Source organism: Arthrobacter sp. Y3225116, assembly GCF_059091245.1.
The window spans coordinates 1-2,024 of sequence record NZ_JBNHGL010000367.1 but is presented as its reverse complement, the minus strand read 5'-3'; the positions used below and the strand labels follow the sequence as shown (position 1 = coordinate 2,024).

The window sequence follows — 2,024 nt, the reverse complement described above, 5'->3', positions numbered from 1 at the left end:
GACCGGCCTACGGCGGCAGCTCCGGACCGGCCTACGGCTGCAGCCCCGGACCGGCCTACGGCTGCAGCCCCGGACCGGCCTACGGCTGCAGCCCCGGACCGGCCTACGGCTGCAGCACGTCGTTGGCGTCCTTGATGGTGTAGGCGTAGCCCTGCTCGGCCAGGAAGCGCTGGCGTTTGGCCGCGAAGTCCTGGTCCAGCGTGTCCCGCGCCACCACCGTGTAGAACCGGGCGGCCCGGCCGTCCGACTTCGGGCGCAGGAGCCGGCCCAGGCGCTGGGCTTCTTCCTGCCGCGAGCCGAACGAGCCGGACACCTGGATGGCCACGGTGGCTTCGGGCAGGTCGATGGAGAAGTTGGCGACCTTGGAGACGACCAGCGTCTGCAGTTCGCCGCGGCGGAACGCGTCGAACAGCCGCTGCCGTTCCTTCACCGACGTCTCGCCCTTGATTACGGGCGCGTCCAGGTGCGCGGCAATCTCGTCCAGTTGGTCGATGTACTGCCCGATCACCAGCAGCTGCTCGCCCCGGTGCGCCCGCACCAGGGCGTCGACCACCGGGGTCTTGGTCGGGGAGGTCGCGCACAGCCGGTACTTGTCGCCGTCGTCGGCCATGGCGTAGGCCACCCGCTCGTCCCGCGGCAGGTCCACCCGGACTTCGACGCAGTCCGCGGGGGCGATGTAGCCCTGCGCTTCGATGTCCTTCCAAGGCGCGTCGTAGCGCTTCGGGCCGATCAGAGAGAACACCTCGCCCTCGCGGCCGTCCTCGCGCACCAGCGTCGCGGTCAGCCCCAGGCGCCGCCGCGCCTGCAGGTCAGCGGTCATCCTGAACATCGGGGCCGGGAGCAGGTGCACCTCGTCGTAGATGATCAGACCCCAGTCGTTGGCATTCAGGAGCTCCAGGTGCGGGTACAGTCCGCCGCGGCGCATGGTCAGCACCTGGTAGGTGGCGATGGTGACCGGCCGGACCTCCTTGACCGAGCCGGAGTATTCGCCCACCTCCTCCGCGGTCAGGGAGGTCCGGCGAACCAGTTCGTCCTTCCACTGCCGCGCGGAGACGGTGTTGGTCACCAGCACCAGGGTGGTGGTGGAGCTGGTGGCCATCGCGGCCGCACCGACCAGCGTCTTGCCGGCTCCGCAGGGCAGGACGACGACGCCGGATCCGCCGGCCCAGAAATTCTCCACGGCCAGGCGCTGGTACGGCCGCAACTGCCAGCCGCCCGGCTCCTCGGATTCGGCCAGCGCGATCGGATGCGGCGTGCCGTCGACGTAGCCGGCCAGGTCCTCCGCGGGCCAGCCCAGCTTGAGCAGCAGTTGCTTGAGCTGGCCGCGCTGGGAGGAGTGCACCACGGTGGTCTCGGCATCGATCCGCGGGCCCAGCAGCGGCTGGATCTTCTTGGCGTGCATGACCTCTTCGAGCACCGGGTAGTCGGTGGTGCGCAGCACCAGGCCATGCTGCGGGTCCTTCTCCAGCCGCAGCCGCCCGTATCGGGACATGGTGTCCTCGATGTCCACGAGCAACGCGTGCGGCACCGGGAAGCGGGAGTAGTTCAGCAGCGTGTCCAGCACCTGTTCGGCGTCCAGCCCGGCGGCGCGCGCGTTCCACAGCCCCAGTGGAGTGATCCGGTAGGAATGCATGTGCTCCGGTGCGCGCTCCAGTTCGGCGAACGCGGCGATGGCGTGCCGGGCCTCGGTGGCCTGTTCGTGGTCCACTTCCAGCAGGATGGTCTTGTCGCTTTGGACGATCAGGGGTCCGTTGGCCATTCAGCTGCCCTCCACTAGTTCAATGTCCATCACGCGGTGGATGGAGACGGTGCGCTCGCTGTCTCGGTCGGGGTCGAAGACGCGCACCCGTCCGCCGCTGACGGACAGCGGGAGCATCACCTGGCGCCGGTGGTTGCCGTCCGGGTCTACGATGCCGATCCGCACCTTACGTTTCAACCGGACCGCGGTGCGCAGCGTTTCCAGCGCCAGCAGCGGCCCGGCCTCGGCGGCCGGACGGGCGGGAACGCCGCTGCTCCGCAGCATC

Annotated in this window: 1 protein-coding gene and 1 pseudogene; both read right to left on the bottom strand. The window is 69.7% G+C overall.

What is annotated here, in order from left to right; all coding sequences use genetic code 11:
* Positions 1-103: 103 nt before the first annotated feature.
* Positions 104-1,759: a DNA repair helicase XPB gene (locus tag AC5RV2_RS17420; protein WP_494093376.1), complete on the bottom strand. Its 1,656-nt coding sequence runs from the start codon at positions 1,757-1,759 to the stop codon at positions 104-106.
* Positions 1,760-2,024 (bottom strand): annotated as a pseudogene (locus tag AC5RV2_RS17415) (hypothetical protein); the annotation flags it as partial. It lies immediately after the preceding gene.